The sequence below is a fragment of the Marisediminitalea oceani genome, from assembly GCF_003731635.1.
Lineage (GTDB): Bacteria > Pseudomonadota > Gammaproteobacteria > Enterobacterales > Alteromonadaceae > Alteromonas > Alteromonas oceani.
Window position 1 is genome coordinate 58,230 of sequence record NZ_RCUA01000034.1, and the last position, 20,709, is coordinate 78,938.

Below are 20,709 nucleotides of genomic sequence, written 5' to 3' on the forward strand. Positions count from 1 at the left end.
TGAGAAATCATCAGGCGCTTTTTGTTAGCTGTTATTCGTAGTCGAGAGGATCGGTTTTACCATTGTCCCGGAAAGCTTCCAGGCGTTCCTGACAAGCTCCGCACTGACCACAGGCTTTTTCCCGGCCGTTATAACAGGTCCAGGTTTTACCGTAATCCAGACCCATTCTGAGGCCGTCAGTGAGAATAGCCGTTTTACTCACCTTCAGGTAAGGGGTAACTATTTCAACCGCCTCGTAATTGGCGATGGCACACACATCATTCATTTTTTCGACAAACTCAGGGCGGCAATCCGGATAGATAGCGTGATCACCTGAGTGGGCACCGTAATAAACCTTAGTGGCTTCTTCACTCACAGCATAACCCACCGCCATAGAGAGCAGTATCATATTACGGTTTGGCACAACGGTGGTTTTCATGCTGGGCTCTTCGTAATGCCCTTCAGGTACATCAATGTCACTGGTAAGCGCTGAGCCGCCTATCAGGTCGTTGATGGCAGAGATATCCACAATTTTGTGCGGAATCGATAGTTCGGCACACACCTGCGCAGCGTAATCGAGCTCTTTTTTGTGGCGCTGGCCGTAATTGAACGACAGAGCCATGGGCGACTTTCCATCTTCCAGGGCTTTGTTGAGCACGGTAAAAGAGTCCATGCCGCCGGAATAGATAACAATCACTTTTTCAGACATAACAGGTATAATTTAATAAATGATAACGGAATTTTATGCTATCCCTGCTAGAATCCCAACAAGAATCACGACAGGATTAAACAATTGACAGATCAACGACTCAATATCAATGAAATGTTCGAAACCATCCAGGGCGAGGGCGTTTATACCGGCGTGCCAGCGGTGTTTGTTCGCCTGCAAGGGTGTCCGGTAGGTTGTCCGTGGTGCGATACCAAGCACACCTGGGAGCTGAACGAGAACATGATAGACAGCGTTGATGCCGTGATAAATAAAACCGCTGAATCGGAGCGCTATTTCGGTATTTCAGAACTGGGTTTGCTGGCCCTGTTTGAGCAGCAGCGCTACCAGGCTAAGCACGTTGTTCTTACTGGCGGAGAGCCCTGCATGTACGATTTAACCGAGTTAACTGAGTTACTTCATGAGCATGGCTATACCACCCAAATTGAAACCAGTGGTGCATTTGAAGTGCGCTGCGCCAAAGACACCTGGGTGACCGTATCGCCCAAAATTAATATGAAAGGCGGCTACGACATTCTAACCAGCGCCCTTAAACGCGCCAACGAAATCAAACACCCCATCGCCATGCAAAAACACATTGATGAACTGGATGCGCTGCTGGCTCGCCTGGACGAGGTTCCGGGCATCATTTGCTTGCAACCCATCAGTCAGCAGCCCAGAGCCACTGAACTGGCCATCAAAACCTGTATCGAGCGTAACTGGCGTTTGTCGTTACAAACGCATAAATACGTCGGCATCGCCTGAGGCAAGGCCAATGAAGAAGCACATTATTACTCTTCAGCGCAGTAGGACTTTTCGCAGAATAGGTCTGCTGTTAGTACTGTTATTGTGGACGCTTAATGCCAGTGCGGCTAACTGGTCTATTCATTATCCGCGCCCCATTAATGAAAGTGACAGCCGCCATGAATATCCGTTAACACTGCTTAAACTGGCACTCAGTAAAACCGGTGTTCGCTACACGCTTACCCCGTCTGAACGTATTTTGCTGCAGGGCAAGGCGATTCGGCAATTAAAAGAAAACCGTGAAATCAACATTATCTGGGTTATGACAGATATGCAGCGCGAAAAAGAGCTGCTACCGATTCGTATCCCTATTCATAAAGGGTTGATTGGCTGGCGTGTGTTTTTAATTAATCAGGACTTTGCTGCTAAGTTTCAGGATATCCGTGAAGTAGGAGATTTAACCTCGTTAACGGTGCTACAGGGGGCTGAGTGGCCGGATACCAAAATTCTGCAGTCCAACGGGTTTAACGTACTTACAGTGTCTGATTTCCCCGAGGCATTTAACCGCCTTGAGTTGAAGCAGGGCGATTTTTTTCCGCGCGCGGTTAGCGAAGTATTAGGTGAATTGAATGCCCGTTCACTGGATGACGATATTGTGCTCGAGCCATCTTTGGTTGTGCATTATCCTGCGGCGATGTATTTCTTTGTGAATCGTTCCAATCCCACCATGGCGCGCTTGATTGAGACCGGCTTAAGAAGGGCACTGGAAGACGGCTCTTTCGATAATATCTTTGTCAGCCATCATCGTGAGGCGTTGCTTAAAGTTAACGTTGGTGAGCGCAAGGTGTTCCACCTGGAAAATCCATTACTCCCTAAGGAAACGCCTTTGGATGATAAAGCCTTATGGTTTGATCCGCAGTTACATACGCCCCAGAGCGCGGCTAAACAAGATTAATAAGCAGATACAAAAACAGCACCTCAAGGTGCTGTTTTTTTTAAAGTGAAAGCGTAGCTTATGCTTTACCGTGAACGCCCTGCATGGAGCGGCCAGATGGGTCGGCATTGTTCTTAAAGCTCTCATCCCATTCAAGGGCTTCAACCGTACTACAGGCGATAGATTTGCCACCAGGCACACAGCGAGCTGCTGTTTCTTGCGGGAAATACCCCTCAAAAATTGTGCGGTAGTAGTAACCTTCTTTGGTGTCCGGAGTATTGATTGGGAAGCGGAATTCCGCAGAAGCCAGCTGTTGATCGCTTACTTCGTTGGCTACAAAGTCCTTGATTGAGTCAATCCAGGAATAACCTACGCCGTCACCAAATTGTTCTTTCTGACGCCATAATACTTCTGGCGGCAGCGTTTCACCATTATCAAAGGCTTCACGCAGAATGTATTTCTCCATTTTGCCGTTGCCACACATTTTATCTTTCGGGTTGAGGCGCATAGCCACATCCATGAATTCTTTATCCAGGAAGGGTACACGGGCTTCGACACCCCAGGCTGAGGTGGCTTTGTTTGCACGGGCGCAATCGAACATGTGCAGGCGGTCCAGTTTTCGTACCGTCTCTTCATGGAACTCTTTGGCATTGGGTGCTTTGTGGAAGTACAGGTATCCACCAAAGATTTCATCAGAGCCTTCGCCAGACAGTACCATTTTGATGCCCATAGCTTTAATCTTACGGGTCATCAGGTACATTGGTGTAGCGGCACGGATAGTGGTGGTGTCGTAGGTTTCCAGGTGATAAATCACATCACGAATGGCATCCAGACCTTCCTGAATAGTGAAGTGGATTTCGTGATGCACCGTACCAATCATTTCTGCAACCTTTTGAGCAGCCACTAAATCGGGCGCACCTTCAAGGCCTACAGCAAATGAGTGCAAACGCGGCCACCAGGCATCGGATTTGTCTTCGTCTTCAACCCGTTTGGCAACGTATTTGGCGGCGACAGCAGAAACCAGCGATGAGTCCAGGCCACCCGATAACAGTACGGCGTAAGGCACGTCTGACATCATGTGCGACTTAACTGCTTTTTCGAAGGCTACACGCAGTTCTTCGATGTTCGACTCGTTATCTTTAACGGCGTCGTATTCCATCCAGTCGCGCTTATAGTACTTCACCATTTCACCGGTTTTGCTCCACATGTAGTGGCCCGGAGGAAATTCACTAATCGTTTTACAAACCGGGGCCAGCGCTTTCATCTCGGAAGCCACGTAGAAATTACCGTGTTCGTCGTAACCGGTATACAGCGGGATAATACCAATATGGTCACGGGCAATCAGATAGGCATCTTCTTTTTCGTCATACAGAATGAACGCAAACATGCCTTGTAAATCATCAATAAACTCAACACCGCGCTGTTGGTACAGCGGCAGAATGACCTCGCAGTCAGAGCGGGTTTTAAAGTTGTAAGGAGTGTCCAGCTCTTTAGCGAGCTGCTTGTGGTTGTAGATCTCACCATTTACAGCCAGAGCCTGGTGACCGTTGTCACTGATCAGTGGCTGGGCACCCGTATCAACATCGACGATTGCTAAACGCTCGTGACACAAAATGGTATTGTCATTATTCCAGATACCCGACCAGTCAGGGCCGCGGTGACGCAGCGTTTTGGTTAGTTCCAAAGCTTGGGTTCTGAGTTCAGACACATCGGTTTTGATATCTAAGATACCGAAAATACCACACATAAGAAGCGTTCTCTCTTGTCACATAGTTAAAGGATAATGTTTTCTGTCGGTGCTCGAATTGACGTACAGCGGTGGATTATTTTTTTGCAGGATAAAACCTTTACACTCGCGACTACTGAATGTGCCAGCATGAGCAAAAAATGCAAGTACAATCTGGTCTATTTAAACATTTAGATAAAAAAAACCGCCGAAAGCGGCGGTTTTCTGAAAGGGGCTGATTATTTGCGCTGAAACTCACTGGTTTCACGCCATTGCGGCCAACTGTCTTTGTTGGCGACTAAATAACCAACTTCCATCAATAGCTGGGTATCCTGAGATATTCCGCTCAGATCCCAGTCGTCCCGGAACTTGTCACACACCTGATGATAACAGCCGGTAACAATCACGCTGGTACGTTTGCGGTATTTCGCGGTTTCTTCGTCAAATGGCTCGCTTCCACCTTTGGCATAGAGCGCTGGCACGCCCACTTTCGCAAAGCTGAAATGATCGGAGCGATAGTAGTAACCCGCCTCAGGGCGATCTTCCTGAGTGACAGTACGTCCCTGACGAGTCGCAGCAATAGTCAGCTCTTCCTCAAGATCTGATTTACCCATGCCAATTACCGCGATGTCTTTGGTTTTACCCAGCACATTCATGGCATCCATATTGATATTGGCTACGGTTTTATCCAGCGGGATAATCGGGTTGTCGGCGTAGTACTTCGACCCAAGCAAGCCCTGTTCCTCGGCGGTGACAATTAAAAATGACACAGAACGTTTCGGCGCCGGAGTGAGTTTACTAAAGGCTTCAGCCATAACCAGTGCGGCGGCAGTACCGGTAGCATTATCGTGTGCGCCGTTATAGATCTGGTCGCCCTCCAGACTTTCATCCTTGCCCAGGTGATCCCAGTGCGATGTATAAATCACGTGCTCATCCGGTTTTTCGCTACCCGGCAGGGTTGCCAGCACATTGTAACTGGTTGATGCCTGATAGGTGTTTTTAACAGTTACCGACATGCTTTGATCGAGCGGCACGGAATAGGGGCCTTGCATGGCTTTGGCTTTTTCTTCCTCGAATTTCAGTCCGGCGTCCGCGAATACGCGGCTGGCTGCTTCCAGCGTTAACCAGCCTTCTACAGCAACGCGGCTGGCACCTTTGTCCGGACTAACCAGGCCGTACTGCGGGCCACTCCAGCTATTGGCAACAACCGACCAGCCATAAGAAGCCGGAGCCGTTTCGTGAACAATAATGGCACCCGCGGCGCCCTGACGGCTGGCTTCTTCGTATTTATAGCTCCAGCGACCGTAATAGGTCATGGTCGTGCCCTGAAACTTGCCACCTTCTGGGTTTTCAAATCCTGGGTCGTTAACCAGAATCACTACGGTTTTTCCGTCTACATCCAGCCCTTCGTAATCATTCCAGTCGTATTCCGGGGCATTGATGCCGTAACCAACAAAAACAAGCTCTGAATCGGTAAGTGTTACCACATTCTGCTCACGCTTGGAGCCAGCAACCATATCGGTTTTGTATTCAAAGGTGTGATCGCCAATGGTCATGGTCATGTCCGGATCGGCGGTAATTTCCATCAGCTCTACCGCTTGCAGGTAACTGTCGCCGTTACCAGGTTCAAGACCAAGCTTTTTAAATTCTGAAACCAGATAGTCGAGGGTTTTCTTTTCGCCTGCTGTGGTTGGCAGACGTCCCTCAAATTCATCAGACGCCAGGGTTTTCAATGGTGGTGCTATTTTGTCGGCGGTAATGCTGTTATATACCGCATCAAAGTTATTCTGTTCTGTCGGGGTTGTGGCCGCCGGTTCCTGTGAGCAGGCAGATAACCATGCCACAGAGGAAACAACTAACGGCAACAGGAGGATTTTTTTCATTTATTTTTCTCTGTTTGCTTTACATTAGCTTTCCAGTATAGAGAATTCAGTACAAAATTGAACTGCTAAGATATCCTCCGTTTTCTCATGTCGTCACAATCCGATTCAACTAGGTCACCCACTTTGCCATTAGACACATTATTTTCCACATTCAGGATGGAAGGGCGCAATGCGTTAAGTGCGCCGCAGCTTAATGACTGTGCAAAACTGATGGACGAAGGCTGGGCAGGTCCGGACTTTATTGACGATGACCAGGCCGATTTAGCAAACCGCTATTATGAAGTGTTTATCGCTGAGGAAAATCAGGTGCCAACACGCACCAACTGGCATGACACCTTTAATGCTATGATGTGGATAGCATTTCCGCGCACTAAAAAGCGGATTAATACACTGCACTGTGAGGAAATTGCGCAGTTTGGCGTGCACCCCAGAACCCCTAAACGTAATCGGATTACGCATTTTGATGAATGCGGGTTGGTGATTGCGGTACCACAAGACAAACTCGAAAAAGGTAATCAACTGTTGGAAAGGTTGGCAAACCATCAGTGGCAGGAATGTCTGGTTGATAATCAGCACGAATGGGGCAACACGTTGTTTCCAGTGATTATTGGTCATGCCCTTTACGAAATGTTGCTGGACCCGTTTATTGGCCTAACGGCAAAATGGCTTGCCGTGATTGTGCCTGAAGGGTTTGAGAAAATGGATGAGAAAACCCGCTATAAGGTGATAGATGCAGCATTGGCTGAGCGGCTTACTGAACTTGACGGGTTGGCGGCGAAAAACACCTTAAAACCTATTCCATTGCTGGGGATACCAGGCTGGTATTCAGAACAAACCGAGGCATTTTATGCCGATACAGGATATTTTCGGCCACTGGCGCCTAACGCGCCAGCTACCGTTCAATTGCCGCTTTGCCGAACTTAGAAAAGCTTCATCAGCGCCCAGACGCCCATAATGATTACAAAGGGAGCCGCTGCGATAATAGCAGACTTTTTGGTATCGAAACTGGTCCACTGGGTAATACCTACCGTTATCAGATAGACCGACCATAACGTTTCCAGTCGCAATGCCTGAGCGAAACCAAACCAGTCTGACTCCATACCGACATTAAAAATATAGGCAACGGATAAAGGACTCAGTATAGTGGGTAATACCTGATGGTTATCTTCAATCGCGATTAGGGCAATGCCCAGTAAAGCGCTAACCACAACCGGCATGCCTGCCCACCAGGTAAAGCCATACCAGTCGGTGTAACCGTTTAGGTTTTCTTCGTCGGACTTCGTTGTCAGGTTCAGATAGAGTGCCAGAATAGCATTAACCACAATAGGGCCCAGAATTCCGAACATAATCATGGCTACCATTACCTGAGGCTGAGCCATGTTACCGCGGATGTTATCTTGCTCGGCCGGGCTCAACTCGCCATACTGAGTGTCTACCAACATGTTTTTATACCACTCGAAATCAACAAAGTTGATATACAGGTAAGCGGGTAACACACTCATCAGAATAACAACGAAAAACGGTATCCAGGACCAGTTATTTTTTTCGTCGATGGCTCTGAACACGCCATTGGGCTTAAAAAAGATATTATTGCATGCCTGGAACGGATTGGTTACTTCCGACATCCCTGACTCCTTATATTTTGTAACATTTCTACAGATTATTATTTTTAATCATGCCAGTATACTCATAATTACCATCGGTTTGCGTGAAAAAATGTAACGAAGTTTCACAAGCCAAACGGACCAATAACAATAACTTAGGGAAGGATAATGATAGAAATCTCAAATCTGGCAAAAAAATTCGCCGTTGAGAATCCTAAAAAGCTCAGCGATCAGGAAAAAAAGGATCCCAGGTTAAAAGGGCGGTTTTTCCATTCTGTACAGGACGTGTCCTTTTACTGTGAATCCGGCGAAGTACTGGGGCTGCTAGGCCCGAATGGTGCCGGTAAAACTACCACGCTGCGGATGTTATCCACTGCTCTAACTCCAGACAGTGGTGAAATCATTATAAATGGCACCAATGTGGTGACCAAGCCGGTGGTGGCCCGGCAAATGATAGGTTTTCTGTCTGGTTCAACCGGGCTATACGGGCGTTTAACTGGCCGCGAAAACATTGCCTACTTTGGTCAGCTGCATGGTATGAGTGAAGAACAGATAGATGCAAAAATCAGCGAGCTGGCTGATATTCTGGATATGCATACCTTTTTAGACCGTCGCAGTGAAAATTTCTCGACCGGTATGAAACAAAAAACCGCCATTGCCCGTGCGGTGGTGCACGACCCTAAGGTGGTGATTCTGGATGAGCCCACAACCGGCCTGGATATTATGGCCGCACAGACCGTGCTCGACTTTATCCGTCGCCTGAAAGATCAGGGCGTGCCGGTGATTTTTTCCACTCATCATCTGGATGAGGTGGCGGAATTGTGTGATCGGGTAACGGTTATTCATCATGGCAAGACCCATTTCTCTGACTCCTTTGATGCGTTTAAAGCGCAGGCTGAAGGATCACTTCACAAATCATTTATGCATGTCATTAATCAGGGAGCGTAGTTATGTGGAAAGTCATGCTGAAAGAAATAAAAGAATTGCTGCGCGACAGAAAAACGTTATTTTTCATGGTGGCATTGCCAATCCTGGTGTTTCCGCTATTGATTGGTGTGGTGATGTTTTTTGCCGGTAAGGCGGTTGATAAAGCCGAAAATAAAGTCCTCGATTATGCCGTAGTGGGCGCACAATATGCGCCGGCTCTGGTGGAAGACTTAGCTGCATCTGATTTATTCAATCAGGTTATGATTGATGAAGGTGAGGATATTGCGGCTTTTGTAAAATCGGAACAGGCCGATTTCGTGCTGGTTATTCCCGATAACTTTAGTGAGGACGCGCTGCAAAGTGGCCAGATTGAACTGAGCCTCTACTTAAATGATGCTGGCCTTAACATGGTACGCCGCCGACTGGATAAAATCGTTGATGTGTATGCCGAGCGCAGTCAGCAGAAAGCCTTCGCCTCACTTGAGCTGGATGAATCACAACAACAGGCGCTTATTGAGCCTATCGTGATTAAGAAAGTCGATGTGGCTGACAAACGGGAAAACTGGGGTGAAAAGATTGGCGGCATGATCCCTTACTTTATCTTTATGCTGTGTTTACAAGGCGCCATGATCCCTGCAACTGATTTAGGCGCAGGTGAGAAAGAGCGTGGCACACTGGAGACCCTGCTTATTTCGCCCATTGAACGCCATAAATTGGTGTTAGGTAAGTTCCTTACTATTGCGCTGGCAGGAGCCACCTCGGCGTTAATTACGGTGTCGAGTATGGCTGTGTGGGGCCTGGTAATTAGTCAGGGTATGGCAATTAAGATGGTTAGCGAGTTTATGAGCGCCATCAACGCTATCGACTTTGTGCTGATGTTCTTAATGCTGGTACCTGTGGTAGCGATCTTCTCAGCAGTGCTGTTGAGTCTGTCAATTTACGCGCGCAGCTTTAAAGAAGCTCAAGGCTATATGACGCCTCTGGTATTTGCCGTTATCGTGCCGGTTATGCTTGCAATGCTGCCCGGCGTCGAACTTAAAGGCGGCTGGGCCTGGGTACCGTTAACAAACGTAGCCCTGGCTATCAAAGAGCTGATCAAAGGCACCATGGATTACTTCCAGCTGTTTGCCATCTTCTCTTCCACCGCAGTCATTGCAGGTGCACTTCTGTACTTCTGTGTGTTCTGGTTCAACAAAGAAAAAGTGTTGTTCCGATAGCCTCTGTTAAAACGATGCCTGGTATCTTTTTACTCCGGAAGCGCCTGAGAGGCGCTATCCGGGGTCTCCTTAACAGAAAAACTTGCTAAATAATCAACGGACATGAACATTACCCAAATAGCGTGTTTTGGCGACGAGGCAAAAACGACGCTTTTATAATAAATAAAGCGCACATTACCTACTTATTTGTTCAGATACTGTACTTAATCATTTTCTCTGGCTTAATAGTCGATTAATATAACGTATACCACTGATTAAAACGGATTCCGCGTCAGTTGATGTTATTTAATTTAACCAATGAAAAGTGATAAATATGGATATACCTCTGGTAACGATTGTTGTGCCCATCTACAACGTGGAAAAATATCTTCATAGTTGTCTTGAGAGCATTTTCTCAATTAATTCAAATCAGTTTGAAGTTATTCTTATCGATGACGGGTCAACCGATAATTCTGGAGAGATTGCTGCTTTGTTTGCCGAAAAGTATGCAGATATATCCCGTTTTATCAGGCAGACTAATGCAGGCATTTCAGCAAGCCGGAATAGAGGCGTCGAGTTAGCCAGCGGTGAGTGGATTATATTCATAGATAGTGACGACCTGATTGCCCCTAAAGGGATGAAGGCTGTTTTTGATGCCTTGCAAGAGTTTGATGGCGACGTATTGGCCTTTGATTGGTGTAAATACGTCAATGGTTCAGGGAAATTGGTTGAAAAAAGTGTACGCAAGAACCCGCTCATAAGTGCCGGCATTGTTGATGGCCAAAAATATATGAGTGAGCAAGTTGAGTCTGGGATTTTAAATTTTGTTACTGTGTGGGATAAGGCTTACCGCCGCAAAACACTGTTGGACAACGCCGTTCAGTTTATTCCGGGCAGAATGCATGAAGATGTAGCGTTTACTTTTCAATTATTTCTGCACAACATTAAAGTCAAATACCTTGATGTATTAGTGGTATTTTATCGCATTAATCGCGAGGGCAGCATTATGACTGATTATAATCGCGGTAAATATCGTCACGTTTTAAGCAATGTGGAATTTCTGTTGAATGAGTTCTCTCGTCAACAAGTCACAGAAATACTTTTTTATGATTATCTTGTCTTTTTGGCTGGTACGGTTAGTAAAGGCGGAGTCACTGTACCAATAAAATTGATTTTCAGGTTATTCTGGACACCAGTTAGTATGAAAAAACGTTTGGTTTTGCTCGCTTTAGTTGCACGGAATCCTCTCATGCAATTGAGAAAAATGCGTGAATTACTTTATTTGCCTAATTTAAAATTTTCATCACGAGCTGACTAAAGAGACTGGGCTGGTGACTTGGCCTATGACAACCTTCACCGGGTTAACTATCTGGTTTTACATTGTCTGCAAGTTTAATCGGCATTACTTATACACGCTTACCAATAAATTGCGCCCTTAACGGGCGCAATTTGTTTTAGATATGTTCCAGTAGCTTTACTCAGAAATAAACCCAGTTAAGCAGTGCTATCACGATGGATGAGTACACTATCGAAATGGGTAAACCAAAGCGAATAAAGTGGCTGAATTTGTAATTGGCCGCGTTAAATACCAGCAGGTTCGTTTGGTATCCATAAGGCGATATAAAGCTTGCACTGGCAGCGAAGGCAACCGCCAGGGCAAACGGCAGTAACGGCGCACCAATGATTTCCACCAGGCCGTAGGCAAAGGGGAACATTAATGCAGCCGCTGCGTTATTGGTTACAAACTCGGTGAGCAGCAGCGTAAGTACGTACACCACAATGAGTGCCATAAGCCAGTTGGTATCAGCCAGATAGGGCAGCAGTAACTCGGTGCTTATATCGATGACGCCAGATTGCTCGAGCCCGGTAGCCAGCGATAATGCCCCCACTATAACCACAATCAGGTTTAATGGCAGGTTACGTTTTATTTCCCCGTTTGTAGTGACTTTCGCGCCCAGCAGAACGGCGGCAAAAAATAGCAAACCGATGCCGAGCGGCACCATGTCGGTGGCAGCAAGAAATACCGTAAGCAAAAAGCCACCCACAGTGATCCATTCCTGGGGTGTGGAGAGAGGGCGCGCAATACGCTGCTCGGAAAGAATAAAGAAGTTCTTTGAGATATTGTGCCGACTGTGGAAGTCTGGCCCTGCGGCAAGTAATAAAAAGTCACCGGCCTGCAGTTTAATTTCGCCCAGTTTGCCGGAAAGCTGTTCACCGTCGCGGCGAATCGCTACCACGGCGGCATCAAACAGCGCCCTGAAGCCCAGTGCTTTGATAGTCTGGCCAATAATTTGCGCACGGTTAGAAACGATTACCTCGGTAAGGTTTTCACGCAAAATACCGTCGGTCTCGGCGAAGGTTTTGAGCCCCTTAATGTGACTCAGAGTATCGAGATTCTTTACGTTTCCGGAGAAGATGAGCTTGTCATCGGCCTGGATTATCAACTCGGGGCTAACCGGCGTGATCAGCTTACCCTGGCGAACAACCTCTACCAGGAACAGTTCAGGCAGGTTACGCAAATGGTTTTGCTCAACGGTTTTACCAACCAGTTCTGAGTCTTCACTGACTTCGGCTTCAACGATGTACTCTCGGTAATCACGTTGTTTGCTGGCAATATCCGGTAGCAGTGGTGAAAGCATAAACATCAGCAGCCCGCAGCTTAATCCGGCCACTAAACCAAACAGGGTAAAGTCAAGAAAGCCGAAACCCGGGTGGCCATGTTCCTGTAAGAAACTGTCGACGATCAGGTTGGTTGATGTGCCGATGAGCGTAACCGTTCCGCCAAGAATGGCTGCATAGGATAGGGGAATGAGTAACCGCGAGGCTGGGTGGTACTGGTTCTGCTTAACAGGCCCAATCAGGCTAGCCACAATCGCGGTGTTGTTCAATAACGCCGATGAGAAAAAAGTCAGGCCAAACAGGCGCCAGTAGGACTTGGTAAAACTGGCCGTTACTAATTTTCGACCAAGACGCTTGATAAACGCCGTTTTATCGATGGCGCTGCTAACCAGTAGCAACAGAATAAGAGTAATTAAGCCCTTATTGGTTAAGTTATCGAGAATTTGATCAAAGGTAATCTGCTGGGTAGTCAGCAGACCCAACACCGTTAATGCAAATACAGTAGAAGGGCGCTGATTTGTAAAAATCAGCGCCCCGATGGTACCAAAGAAAAACATCAGTACCAGTAGCTGGTTAAGTTCCATCTTGCGAGAACCTGCTCCTACAGCTTGCTAATATCGAGAGCATTCCAGTGTGGGAAGTGCTTACGAACCAACTCGTTAAATTCCAGTTCAAAGGCTGAGAATTCCTGAGTTTGATGCTGCTGGTCCTTGGCGATTTCATCGATGATCATACCCGCACCTACGGTACCGTTAGTCAGGCGATCAATTACGATGTACGCGCCGGTAGCACGGTTTTTCTGGTAATTATCACAAGGCACTGGCTGGGTAAATTTCAGGTCAACTACGGCAATTTCGTTCAGATTCATGTGCACGCCCTGAGTTTCTTCAAGGGTGTTCACGTCGATCAGGTGATCGATTTCAGCTACCGAACCAGACGTCATCTGACTGGCAAATTTAAACAGATACTGCTTGTTAGGCATCATTGGCTCATCAGCCATCCATACCAGGTGCGACTTATACTGAGTGCTTAGCAGAGGCAGATTGTCTGATTTAACAATCATATCGCCGCGAGAGATATCAATCTCATCTTCCAGCGTTAAGGTAACTGCCAGTGGTGGGTAAGCCACGTCTAAATCGCCGTCAAAAGTCACGATGGATTTTACTTTCGACTTCTTGCCAGAAGGCAGTGCGGTAATTTCATCACCTGGTTTAACTGAACCGGATACCACGGTACCGGCAAAGCCACGGAAGTCGAGGTTAGGACGGTTGACGTATTGTACCGGGAAGCGGAAATCGTCGGTGTTCGCGTCTTTCTGGATTTCGATATTTTCCAGCATCGTCATTAGCGTCTCACCGTCATACCAAGGCGTGTGTTCGCTAACATTTACTACGTTATCACCTTCCAGTGCCGAAATTGGCACAAACTGGATATCGGTGATGTTTAGCTGCTTGGAAAACTCCAGGAAGTCAGCCTGGATATCTTTATAAACCTGCTCAGAATAATCCATCAGGTCCATTTTGTTTACCGCAACGATAACGTGTTTAATACCTAACAGCGACGCCAGGAATGAGTGACGACGAGTCTGGGTTTTTACGCCGGCACGGGCATCAACCATCAGGATCGCCAGATCACAGGTAGAGGCACCTGTTACCATGTTACGGGTGTACTGCTCGTGTCCCGGAGTATCCGCGATGATAAATTTACGCTTGTCGGTAGAGAAGTAGCGATAGGCTACGTCAATGGTAATGCCTTGCTCACGTTCAGATTGCAGGCCGTCTACCAGCAACGCCAGGTCGACTTTATCGCCAGTGGTACCGACTTTTTTACTGTCCTGAGTAATAGCTGCTAACTGATCTTCAAAAATCATTTTTGAGTCGTGTAACAGGCGACCAATCAGGGTACTTTTACCATCATCTACGCTACCGCAGGTCAGGAAACGGAGCAGATCTTTTTGTTCGTGTTGTTCTAGGTAAGACAGAATGTCTTCTTTCAATAATGCGTTTTCGTTATTCATGCTTATGCACTCACGAGGAAATAAGGGTTCAACACAGACTCTTTCTGGTTATAAGTAAGAGCCTCGGCGTCAGAGTTCAGCGGGTCAGCTGCGTCCAGTACAGTAACGTCGGCTCCGGCAGCTAATGCTACTGCGTGCGCCGCGCCGGTATCCCACTCAGACGTTGGGCCTAAGCGTGGGTAAAGGTGTGCTTCACCTTCAGCAACCAGACATAATTTTAATGAGCTTCCCATGGCAACCAGTTCGGTTTCGCCTTCAAGCTGCGCCAGTAGGTTTTGAATTTCAGGGCTTTGGTGTGAACGACTGCCCACGACTTTCCAAAGTTCACCAGGTTGATGTGGTTTAGCGCTGATGGGATTTACGCCTTCAGCGGTTTCTGTCCAGGCACCCTGGCCAACTACACCTACGTACGACTTGTTAAGCGCTGGTGCGTATACCACCCCCATAATTGGCTTTCCGCCGTCGATCAGGGCGATATTTACCGTAAATTCACCGTTTTTCTTGATGAACTCTTTGGTGCCATCGAGTGGGTCAACTAACCAGTATTTATCCCAGGTTTTACGCTCGTCCCAGCTGATATCGGCTGATTCTTCAGACAGAATAGGCAGCTCTGAGATAGCTTCTAAGCCGGTCACAATGCTCTTGTGGGCAGCTAAATCGGCTTCGGTTAACGGGCTGGTGTCTTGTTTTTCGTAGATGGCGAAGTCACGGTCGTAAATTTCCATGATCTTGTCGCCAGCTTCTTTTGCGATGGCCAGCACCTGAAGTGCCAGTGGATCCGTAATCGCCATTATAATAATCCTTTTTCTTCTAGCAGGTTGAACAGCCGCTCTGCGGTTTGTTCCGCTGGTTCATCCTGATACTGCAAATGTACTTCCGGAGACTGCGGCGCTTCATAGGTAGAGTCGATACCGGTGAAATGCTTAATTTCACCACTGCGGGCCTTTTTGTACAGGCCTTTGGGATCGCGCTGTTCGCACACTTCCAGTGGGGTATCTACATATACTTCAATAAATTCGCCGTTGGCTAACAGGTTGCGACAAAAATCGCGGTCGGCCTGAAATGGTGAAATAAACGCAGTTAATACCACCATGCCCGAGTCGACAAATAATTTAGCCACTTCGCTGATACGACGGATATTTTCTACCCGGTCTTTATCACTAAAGCCCAGATCGCCGCATAAACCGTGGCGTACGTTATCGCCATCGAGCAGGTAAGTATGTTTACCCTTTTCGTGCAGTTTCTTCTCCAGCAGGTTGGCCAGGGTTGATTTACCCGAACCACTTAAACCGGTTAACCACAATACGCGCGGCTTTTGGCCAAGGCTTTCGCCGCGAGTATCTTTATTGATCTCGTGTTGATGCCAGACGATATTGGTAGCCATTAGAAGTAACCTTCCATTTTCTTCTTCTCCATGGAGCCCGCGCTGTCATGGTCGATAACACGGCCCTGACGCTCTGACGTTTTGGTCAGCAGCATTTCCTGAATAACTTCAGGCAGGGTTGCAGCAGTCGATTCCACCGCACCGGTCAGTGGGTAACAACCCAGGGTACGGAATCGCACTGACTTCATTTCTGGTACTTCGCCTTCTTCCAAAGGCATACGGTCATCATCAACCATGATAAGAACGCCATCACGTTCTACAACCGGGCGAGGCTTCGCCAGGTACAGTTGTGGAATGTCGATGTTTTCTTTGTAGATGTATTGCCAGATATCCAGTTCAGTCCAGTTCGACATTGGGAATACACGAATGCTTTCGCCACGGTTTACCTGAGAGTTATAGATGTTCCATAACTCAGGGCGCTGATTTTTTGGATCCCAGCGGTGGTTGCTGTCACGGAATGAGTAAACACGCTCTTTGGCGCGAGATTTCTCTTCGTCACGACGCGCTCCGCCAAATGCGGCATCGAACTTATATTTGTTCAGGGCTTGTTTTAAGGCAGCTGTTTTCATTACGTCGGTATGCTTGGCACTACCGTGAGAGAATGGGCCCATGCCCATGTCAACGCCTTCCTGATTGATGTGTACCAGCAGGTCAAAGCCGTGCTTTTTAGCCTGCTGGTCACGAAACTCTATCATTTCTTTAAACTTCCACGTGGTATCAACGTGAAGTAATGGGAAAGGGATTTTGCCAGGGGCAAATGCCTTACGCGCCAAATGAAGTAAAACCGAAGAGTCCTTGCCTACGGAATAAAGCATCACCGGATTTTCAAATTCTGCGGCGACTTCACGAAAGATATGGATACTCTCGGCTTCGAGTTGTTTCAAGTGGGTGGTTGACGGGATACTATCAGTCATTTATCGAGTCCGAAGTTGTTGAGGTTTATATACGAAATGATTATATGCATAGAACCCTAACATATTTAGAAACAAAAGTGCTATGTTATTTTGCTATTTGAAATTACGTTTTTATTCCACTGTAATTCAGGCGTCATAAAGACTGATTTCTTTACGGCTAACAAAAATATCGGTGCGCGAAAACCAAGTGCGGATGAGCCCTTGATTTGTATGGGTTAGCAAAAGAACGGAAGGGGAATACAGGAACTCATCAGGCCAATGGCCTTTAAAGAAGTGCAGCAACACAGGGTGTTATCAAACCCCATATTGCTGCTCCGATGTGTTAATTAAATTACGTTTTGCTGGTGGTGTAGCGCCTCTTCAAACTTTTCAAAGGTCTCTTTAACGCTTTCCCGCGGTTGGGTGAGTTTAGACACCACTACAATAGCAATACTCGATAAAATAAAGCCCGGTACAATCTCATACATCCAGGCACTCAATGACTGACCACTAATGGTAATTGGCAGGTAAATCCATAGCAGCACCGTTACTGCGCCGGTGATCATGCCGGCAAATGCCGCCGCTCGTGTCATATGACGGTCAAACAGGCTGAATATTACCAGTGGGCCAAATGCTGCCCCAAAGCCTGCCCAGGCATTACTGACCAGCGACAATATTGTGCTGTCACGGTCATAAGCCAGCGCGATGGCTACTGCTGCTACCACAATGACGGATATCCGCCCGGCGATCACGAGTTCTTTCTCCGAAGCATCCTTACGCAGGAATACCTGATAGAAGTCGCTGGTTAGCGAGCTGGAGGTGACCAGTAACTGAGATGAAATGGTACTCATAATTGCCGCCAGTATGGCGGCCAGTAAAAAGCCGCCAATTAACGGGTGGAACAGCAGTTGCGACAGGTAAATAAAAATAGTTTCCGGGTCGATGCTCACGCCATCCTGCTGACTCACATAAGCCATCCCGTACAAACCGGTAAACAAAGCACCAATGATGGACATGATCATCCAGCTCATGCCGATACGGCGGGCAACCGGTACATCTTTTACCGAGCGTATGGCCATAAAGCGCACGATGATATGAGGTTGACCAAAGTAGCCTAAGCCCCAGGCCAGCAGCGAAATAATCCCGATAGTCGACAGCGCTGTGTTGGTAGAGGCATCGGTAAACAGGGCGAAAAGGTTGGGGTTGATATCGGTGATAATGGCATTGGCATCAGATAAACCGCCGAGGTTCATGATTACCACAATAGGCACCAGGATAAGCGACAGGAACATAATGCAGCCTTGCACAAAGTCGGTCATGCTCACCGCCATAAAGCCACCAATTAAGGTATAAGCAACTACCACACCGGCGGTTACATAAAGGCCTAATTCGTAACTCAGATTAAAGGATGACTCAAACAGTTTGCCGCCGGCTACCACACCAGAAGAGGTGTAAAGGGTAAAAAAGATAACAATCACCACCGAAGCAATTACTCGCAGCATGCGCGAGTTATCAGCAAAGCGGTTTTCAAAGTAGTCGGGCAGGGTGATAGCGTTATTGGCAATCTCGGTGTAAACCCGTAAGCGTGGCGCCACCAGAATATAGTTGGCAAACGCACCTATAGTCAGGCCCACCGCTATCCACATGGCCGATAAACCCGCCACATACATGGCTCCGGGTAAGCCCATTAGCATCCAGCCACTCATGTCCGAGGCACCGGCCGATAATGCCGTGACGGCAGGGCCAAGTTTACGCCCGCCCAGCATGTAGCCTTCTACACTGGTATCGGACTCTTTAAAGCTATACCAGCCAATGCCCAGCATAACCAGAAAATACAGTCCTAAAGAAATCATTGTGCCAACTGCCATTAGCGCTCCCTTCTCATTATTGTTTGATTTAAGTGTGCTTTTTACGGGGAAGCGCTGCCTAAGCCGTTTTGCCCCTAAAGCATCTCGTGTTGGTTCACTATAACAGGATGACAGCCAATAGGTAAGGCGAGGGCTTGAAAGCCCTTAAGTGAAGCAGAAAAGTTAATGGGGGACTCGTATAAAACCATAACTCGTTTTACATTTATAGGTTCAATAAGGTTCCAGTGCCCACAGGACTTATATTTGGTAAAACTATGGCTCAAAAAAACAGGATATTCAGTTGAATGAATATCCTGTTACAGGGTTATAGAGATTGTCTCTCAAACCATTTAAGAGTGAGATAAACGGCGGCGGTAGTCGCGCCCGCACTAAAATTTTTCGCTATCATCACCATCTGTCCCTCGGCACCGACTACTTGCTCTACGGTAATAATCACCGCTACCCCTAATAGCAAGCTGATAAAAACGAAGAATATTTCTTTGCTGAGTTGCATATCAGACTCCAGTAAATCCGGGCAGTTTAATCTGTCCATACAACATCGAGCAGATAAGCGACAGCGCCACCAACAGCGCCAACAGCCGCACCGGCCAATCCTGCTACACTTCCCGCTACAGCGCCGCCTGATGCTGCAGCGGCCAGTCCGCCAACTTCAAAGTCGCCCCAGCAGTGTTCTTCGCAGCCGCCAGATACCATAGTGATTTCATTCATTGTTAAAGTTTGCATAGTAAGTTCTATCCTTGTGGTTACGCACTGGATATTCAGTGCCATTCAACTATGCCTTAATAAATTTTTGCTTAAACTGAACGTCAGCACGGTTTTGTGACTCACTGGAATTGGTGGATGGCGAGAATATACCAACCGGGCAATTCCTGCCCGGCGTTTTACATTAGAGGGGCGTTTAAGCCGAAAATTTCAAATATTGCTTAAGTTCTGATTTAAATGCCGGGATATTGGCATCTTTATCACCTACAACCAGAATATTGGTTTTATGTAAGGCGTAACTGCTGCCCTGATACACTTCGTCGGCAAAGTCGTTGCTCATAGGCTTATCGTGATCCGGCACCAGGAAAACCGACATGCGCCCTTCCGGGGTTTCGATAATCAGGTGCAAACTACGGATCGCATCAAGTATACAGTAGTTCGCCGAAGCGATATGACCAATGGATGTATCAAGCTCGGCACCAAACTGAGCCAGTTTTGCATTGACTAACTGTGGTGTTACTTCCGTATTCGCGTGAGGTTGTTCAGTCTCTGCATAGTACATATGCGCCAACGCGGCCTGATCCAGCTGTACGTGTTGTTGCTGCCAGGCGGTGAGGGCAATACCAAAGGTAAAGGCAACACTGGCTGCAAGGCCTATATACCAGCGGTTGCGGCGTTTTTGCTGATTAAACTCCCGCATCGTTTGCTTGAGGATCAGTCGATTAGCCAAGTCTTCAGGCACGGGCACGCTAGCTGCCGCTTTCAGCTTCTCATCAAGCTGCTTGATATCCTGCCAAAATGCATCGTTGTCTGGATTTTGCGCAGCAGCTTCGAGTAAATCTTTCTCGTTATCCGCGGGGTTGGTATAGACCCGGCGGCGAAATTCTAATTCATCCACTATGAAAACCTCTTTGTTGCGACGATGATGTCAGTGCATCCTTTAATTGCGCTCTCGCTCTGAACAGCCTTGTCATAACGGTATTTTTATTAAGTTCCAGTTGCTGGGCGATTTCATCACCACTAAACCCAAAGATGATTTGCAACATTAATGGCTCGCGATAATCCGGCGCCAGTTTCCCGATCGCTCGCCGCACCTGACGTACTTCTGCGTCACTGTCCTGATCCTCATTGCCGGCAACCGAGACTTCGTCGAAGTCGACCAGATCGAATTGCTTGCGTTCGAAACGCCGTGCGTTTTCGCGTCTAAGGATGGTGATCAACCAGGATTTTGCGGCCTTTTCATCCTGTAAACTATCCAATGCCCGCCAGGCGCGCAGGAAGGTCTCCTGCACAATATCTTCGGCAGTACTCTTATCGTTTGTGAGCCAGTACGCATAGCGATAAATATCACCGTGAAGAGCACGTACCAAAGCTTCGTAGCGGAGCGTTTTTTCTTTCATGATTAACCAGACCTGACATTAATTAAATTAATTTCACAAAAGAATAAAATTTTTCAAAAAAAATAAAGGAGCTAAAACGCTCCTTTATTTATCCATTTATCCAAAGTCAGTTAACCAGCGACTAAAT

20 protein-coding genes are annotated in these 20,709 nt (G+C 47.3%); 6 read left to right on the top strand and 14 right to left on the bottom strand.

All coding sequences use genetic code 11. From position 1 onward, the window contains the following. Positions 1 to 31 precede the first annotated feature (31 nt). Entirely contained in the window at positions 32 to 688 is a 657-nt protein-coding gene (gene queC / locus D9T21_RS11760) for a 7-cyano-7-deazaguanine synthase QueC (RefSeq protein ID WP_123325119.1), read from the bottom strand. A 114-nt stretch (positions 689 to 802) separates the two neighbouring features. Between queC and queE the strand changes: the two genes are divergently transcribed. Together queE and D9T21_RS11770 are read left to right on the top strand one after the other, a co-directional pair. Next, positions 803 to 1,450 carry a 7-carboxy-7-deazaguanine synthase QueE gene (queE, locus tag D9T21_RS11765; RefSeq protein ID WP_123325182.1) on the top strand — a complete coding sequence of 216 codons (648 nt, stop codon included), beginning with the start codon at positions 803 to 805 and terminating at the stop codon, positions 1,448 to 1,450. Positions 1,451 to 1,460: 10 nt separating this feature from the next. Continuing rightward, entirely contained in the window at positions 1,461 to 2,384 is a 924-nt protein-coding gene (locus D9T21_RS11770) for a type 2 periplasmic-binding domain-containing protein (RefSeq protein WP_123325120.1), read from the top strand. A gap of 58 nt (positions 2,385 to 2,442) precedes the next feature. Here the strand turns inward: D9T21_RS11770 and asnB are convergent, their stop codons facing one another. Together asnB and D9T21_RS11780 are read right to left on the bottom strand one after the other, a co-directional pair. Then, positions 2,443 to 4,110 carry an asparagine synthase B gene (asnB, locus tag D9T21_RS11775; protein ID WP_105936751.1) on the bottom strand — a complete coding sequence of 556 codons (1,668 nt, stop codon included), beginning with the start codon at positions 4,108 to 4,110 and terminating at the stop codon, positions 2,443 to 2,445. Positions 4,111 to 4,328: 218 nt separating this feature from the next. Further along, complete coding sequence (locus D9T21_RS11780; RefSeq protein WP_123325121.1) at positions 4,329 to 5,972, bottom strand: M28 family metallopeptidase; 1,644 nt, start codon at positions 5,970 to 5,972, stop codon at positions 4,329 to 4,331. A 123-nt stretch (positions 5,973 to 6,095) separates the two neighbouring features. Between D9T21_RS11780 and D9T21_RS11785 the strand changes: the two genes are divergently transcribed. Beyond that, entirely contained in the window at positions 6,096 to 6,896 is an 801-nt protein-coding gene (locus D9T21_RS11785) for a DUF3025 domain-containing protein (protein WP_164464661.1), read from the top strand. Here the strand turns inward: D9T21_RS11785 and D9T21_RS11790 are convergent. Further along, entirely contained in the window at positions 6,893 to 7,597 is a 705-nt protein-coding gene (locus tag D9T21_RS11790) for a Yip1 family protein (RefSeq protein ID WP_123325123.1), read from the bottom strand. The genes D9T21_RS11785 and D9T21_RS11790 overlap by 4 nt on opposite strands. A 147-nt stretch (positions 7,598 to 7,744) precedes the next feature. Here D9T21_RS11790 and D9T21_RS11795 point away from each other — a divergent pair, with 147 nt between their 5' ends. From D9T21_RS11795 to D9T21_RS11805, 3 genes are all read left to right on the top strand, one after another. Beyond that, positions 7,745 to 8,524 carry an ATP-binding cassette domain-containing protein gene (locus D9T21_RS11795; RefSeq protein ID WP_105936755.1) on the top strand — a complete coding sequence of 260 codons (780 nt, stop codon included), beginning with the start codon at positions 7,745 to 7,747 and terminating at the stop codon, positions 8,522 to 8,524. Positions 8,525 to 8,526: 2 nt separating this feature from the next. Further along, positions 8,527 to 9,720 (top strand): ABC transporter permease, encoded by a 1,194-nt coding sequence (locus tag D9T21_RS11800; protein ID WP_123325124.1) that lies wholly within the window; start codon positions 8,527 to 8,529, stop codon positions 9,718 to 9,720. Positions 9,721 to 10,033: 313 nt separating this feature from the next. Beyond that, positions 10,034 to 11,017 carry a glycosyltransferase gene (locus tag D9T21_RS11805; protein ID WP_123325125.1) on the top strand — a complete coding sequence of 328 codons (984 nt, stop codon included), beginning with the start codon at positions 10,034 to 10,036 and terminating at the stop codon, positions 11,015 to 11,017. 160 nt (positions 11,018 to 11,177) lie between these two features. On the opposite strand, the gene D9T21_RS11810 is transcribed toward D9T21_RS11805, so the two are convergent. The 10 genes from D9T21_RS11810 to D9T21_RS11855 form a co-directional block, all read right to left on the bottom strand. Next, the gene (locus D9T21_RS11810) at positions 11,178 to 12,902 is read right to left on the bottom strand and encodes an SLC13 family permease (protein WP_123325126.1); all 1,725 of its coding nucleotides are present in this window, start codon (positions 12,900 to 12,902) and stop codon (positions 11,178 to 11,180) included. Positions 12,903 to 12,919: 17 nt separating this feature from the next. After that, positions 12,920 to 14,335 carry a sulfate adenylyltransferase subunit CysN gene (cysN, locus tag D9T21_RS11815; RefSeq protein WP_123325127.1) on the bottom strand — a complete coding sequence of 472 codons (1,416 nt, stop codon included), beginning with the start codon at positions 14,333 to 14,335 and terminating at the stop codon, positions 12,920 to 12,922. A 2-nt stretch (positions 14,336 to 14,337) separates the two neighbouring features. Then, positions 14,338 to 15,126, bottom strand: coding sequence for a 3'(2'),5'-bisphosphate nucleotidase CysQ (gene cysQ, locus D9T21_RS11820; protein WP_123325128.1), 789 nt, complete (start codon positions 15,124 to 15,126; stop codon positions 14,338 to 14,340). Next, the gene (gene cysC, locus D9T21_RS11825; RefSeq protein ID WP_123325129.1) at positions 15,126 to 15,719 is read right to left on the bottom strand and encodes an adenylyl-sulfate kinase; all 594 of its coding nucleotides are present in this window, start codon (positions 15,717 to 15,719) and stop codon (positions 15,126 to 15,128) included. The genes cysQ and cysC overlap by 1 nt, the downstream gene beginning before the upstream one ends. Further along, positions 15,719 to 16,633, bottom strand: a complete 915-nt coding sequence (gene cysD, locus D9T21_RS11830; RefSeq protein WP_123325130.1) for a sulfate adenylyltransferase subunit CysD — start codon at positions 16,631 to 16,633, stop codon at positions 15,719 to 15,721. The genes cysC and cysD overlap by 1 nt, the downstream gene beginning before the upstream one ends. Positions 16,634 to 16,959: 326 nt before the next feature. Then, complete coding sequence (putP, locus tag D9T21_RS11835; RefSeq protein ID WP_123325131.1) at positions 16,960 to 18,480, bottom strand: sodium/proline symporter PutP; 1,521 nt, start codon at positions 18,478 to 18,480, stop codon at positions 16,960 to 16,962. Positions 18,481 to 18,784: 304 nt separating this feature from the next. Beyond that, a complete protein-coding gene (locus tag D9T21_RS11840) occupies positions 18,785 to 19,012 on the bottom strand; it encodes a hypothetical protein (protein WP_164464662.1) in 228 nt (75 codons plus the stop codon). Next, positions 19,000 to 19,203 carry a Blp family class II bacteriocin gene (locus D9T21_RS11845; RefSeq protein WP_123325133.1) on the bottom strand — a complete coding sequence of 68 codons (204 nt, stop codon included), beginning with the start codon at positions 19,201 to 19,203 and terminating at the stop codon, positions 19,000 to 19,002. The genes D9T21_RS11840 and D9T21_RS11845 overlap by 13 nt, the downstream gene beginning before the upstream one ends. A 175-nt stretch (positions 19,204 to 19,378) precedes the next feature. After that, complete coding sequence (locus D9T21_RS11850) at positions 19,379 to 20,080, bottom strand: DUF3379 family protein (RefSeq protein WP_164464663.1); 702 nt, start codon at positions 20,078 to 20,080, stop codon at positions 19,379 to 19,381. After that, positions 20,073 to 20,582, bottom strand: coding sequence for a sigma-70 family RNA polymerase sigma factor (locus D9T21_RS11855; protein ID WP_105936765.1), 510 nt, complete (start codon positions 20,580 to 20,582; stop codon positions 20,073 to 20,075). The genes D9T21_RS11850 and D9T21_RS11855 overlap by 8 nt, the downstream gene beginning before the upstream one ends. Between the last annotated feature and the right edge of the window lie 127 nt (positions 20,583 to 20,709).

What these genes read in the sequence shown, in the direction of transcription:
- D9T21_RS11845 (WP_123325133.1), bottom strand. Translation starts at nt 19,203, where the DNA reads ATGCAAACTTTAACAATGAATGAAATCACTATGGTATCTGGCGGCTGC.
- cysN (WP_123325127.1), bottom strand. Translation starts at nt 14,335, where the DNA reads ATGAATAACGAAAACGCATTATTGAAAGAAGACATTCTGTCTTACCTA.
- D9T21_RS11855 (WP_105936765.1), bottom strand. Translation starts at nt 20,582, where the DNA reads ATGAAAGAAAAAACGCTCCGCTACGAAGCTTTGGTACGTGCTCTTCAC.
- queC (WP_123325119.1), bottom strand. Translation starts at nt 688, where the DNA reads ATGTCTGAAAAAGTGATTGTTATCTATTCCGGCGGCATGGACTCTTTT.
- D9T21_RS11770 (WP_123325120.1), top strand. Translation starts at nt 1,461, where the DNA reads ATGAAGAAGCACATTATTACTCTTCAGCGCAGTAGGACTTTTCGCAGA.
- D9T21_RS11805 (WP_123325125.1), top strand. Translation starts at nt 10,034, where the DNA reads ATGGATATACCTCTGGTAACGATTGTTGTGCCCATCTACAACGTGGAA.
- cysD (WP_123325130.1), bottom strand. Translation starts at nt 16,633, where the DNA reads ATGACTGATAGTATCCCGTCAACCACCCACTTGAAACAACTCGAAGCC.
- D9T21_RS11800 (WP_123325124.1), top strand. Translation starts at nt 8,527, where the DNA reads ATGTGGAAAGTCATGCTGAAAGAAATAAAAGAATTGCTGCGCGACAGA.
- queE (WP_123325182.1), top strand. Translation starts at nt 803, where the DNA reads ATGTTCGAAACCATCCAGGGCGAGGGCGTTTATACCGGCGTGCCAGCG.
- putP (WP_123325131.1), bottom strand. Translation starts at nt 18,480, where the DNA reads ATGGCAGTTGGCACAATGATTTCTTTAGGACTGTATTTTCTGGTTATG.
- D9T21_RS11780 (WP_123325121.1), bottom strand. Translation starts at nt 5,972, where the DNA reads ATGAAAAAAATCCTCCTGTTGCCGTTAGTTGTTTCCTCTGTGGCATGG.
- D9T21_RS11795 (WP_105936755.1), top strand. Translation starts at nt 7,745, where the DNA reads ATGATAGAAATCTCAAATCTGGCAAAAAAATTCGCCGTTGAGAATCCT.
- cysC (WP_123325129.1), bottom strand. Translation starts at nt 15,719, where the DNA reads ATGGCTACCAATATCGTCTGGCATCAACACGAGATCAATAAAGATACT.
- D9T21_RS11810 (WP_123325126.1), bottom strand. Translation starts at nt 12,902, where the DNA reads ATGGAACTTAACCAGCTACTGGTACTGATGTTTTTCTTTGGTACCATC.
- asnB (WP_105936751.1), bottom strand. Translation starts at nt 4,110, where the DNA reads ATGTGTGGTATTTTCGGTATCTTAGATATCAAAACCGATGTGTCTGAA.
- D9T21_RS11790 (WP_123325123.1), bottom strand. Translation starts at nt 7,597, where the DNA reads ATGTCGGAAGTAACCAATCCGTTCCAGGCATGCAATAATATCTTTTTT.
- cysQ (WP_123325128.1), bottom strand. Translation starts at nt 15,126, where the DNA reads ATGGCGATTACGGATCCACTGGCACTTCAGGTGCTGGCCATCGCAAAA.
- D9T21_RS11840 (WP_164464662.1), bottom strand. Translation starts at nt 19,012, where the DNA reads ATGGACAGATTAAACTGCCCGGATTTACTGGAGTCTGATATGCAACTC.